This window comes from Cryobacterium sp. N21, assembly GCF_002929575.1.
Taxonomy (GTDB): Bacteria; Actinomycetota; Actinomycetes; order Actinomycetales; family Microbacteriaceae; genus Cryobacterium; species Cryobacterium flavum.
The window spans coordinates 1-1,313 of sequence record NZ_PJJQ01000003.1; the positions used below are offsets into that span (position 1 = coordinate 1).

2 rRNA genes are annotated in these 1,313 nt (G+C 53.6%); both read right to left on the reverse strand.

Annotated elements, in window-relative coordinates:
* Window positions 1-74: 74 nt before the first annotated feature.
* Window positions 75-191: ribosomal RNA gene (rrf, locus tag CXY77_RS00015) — 5S ribosomal RNA — on the reverse strand.
* Window positions 192-315: 124 nt separating this feature from the next.
* Window positions 316-1,313, reverse strand: a 23S ribosomal RNA gene (locus CXY77_RS00020); the annotation flags it as partial.

Below are 1,313 nucleotides of genomic sequence, written 5' to 3' on the forward strand. Positions count from 1 at the left end.
CACCCGCGTGGGTGGCCTGTTAACGCAGGAAAGCCATCCCCGGAGGGATGGCTTTCCTGGTGTTTCTACGTTAAGTCCGGCGGTGTCCTACTCTCCCACAGGGTCCCCCCTGCAGTACCATCGGCGCTGAGAGTCTTAGCTTCCGGGTTCGGAATGTGACCGGGCGTTTCCCTCTCGCTATAGCCGCCGAAACATCTTGCGATGAATCGATTCTATATTATGTAGTTATATAGAGTCCTCGTGACGAGGACGTTGTTCTCGACCGTACATCGAGAACCACATAGTGGACGCTAAAGCAGCTTCTTCAAACTGAGTGTTATCAAATTATCGGCTTATTAGTACCGGTCAGCTCCATGGGTCTTTAGTCCCCACTTCCACATCCGGCCTATCAACGCAGTAGTCTAGCTGCGAGCCTCTCCCCCGAAGGGATGGAAATCTCATCTCGAAGCCGGCTTCCCGCTTAGATGCTTTCAGCGGTTATCCGTTCCGAACGTAGCTAATCAGCGGTGCTCCTGGCGGAACAACTGACACACCAGAGGTTCGTCCATCCCGGTCCTCTCGTACTAGGGATAGATCTTCTCAAATTTCCTGCGCGCGCAGCGGATAGGGACCGAACTGTCTCACGACGTTCTAAACCCAGCTCGCGTACCGCTTTAATGGGCGAACAGCCCAACCCTTGGGACCTACTCCAGCCCCAGGATGCGACGAGCCGACATCGAGGTGCCAAACCATGCCGTCGATATGGACTCTTGGGCAAGATCAGCCTGTTATCCCCGAGGTACCTTTTATCCGTTGAGCGACAGCGCTTCCACAAGCCACTGCCGGATCACTAGTCCCGACTTTCGTCCCTGCTCGACTTGTCAGTCTTACAGTCAAGCTCCCTTGTGCACTTACACTCGACACCTGATTACCAACCAGGTTGAGGGAACCTTTGGGCGCCTCCGTTACTTTTTAGGAGGCAACCGCCCCAGTTAAACTACCCACCAGGCACTGTCCCTGAACCGGATCACGGTTCGAAGTTAGGTATCCAATATGACCAGAGTGGTATTTCAACAATGACTCCACCTGAACTAGCGTCCAAGCTTCACAGTCTCCCACCTATCCTACACAAGCCACACCGAACACCAATACCAAGCTGTAGTAAAGGTCACGGGGTCTTTCCGTCCTGCTGCGCGTAACGAGCATCTTTACTCGTAATGCAATTTCGCCGAGTTCGCGGTTGAGACAGCTGGGAAGTCGTTACGCCATTCGTGCAGGTCGGAACTTACCCGACAAGGAATTTCGCTACCTTAGGATGGTTATAGTTACCACCG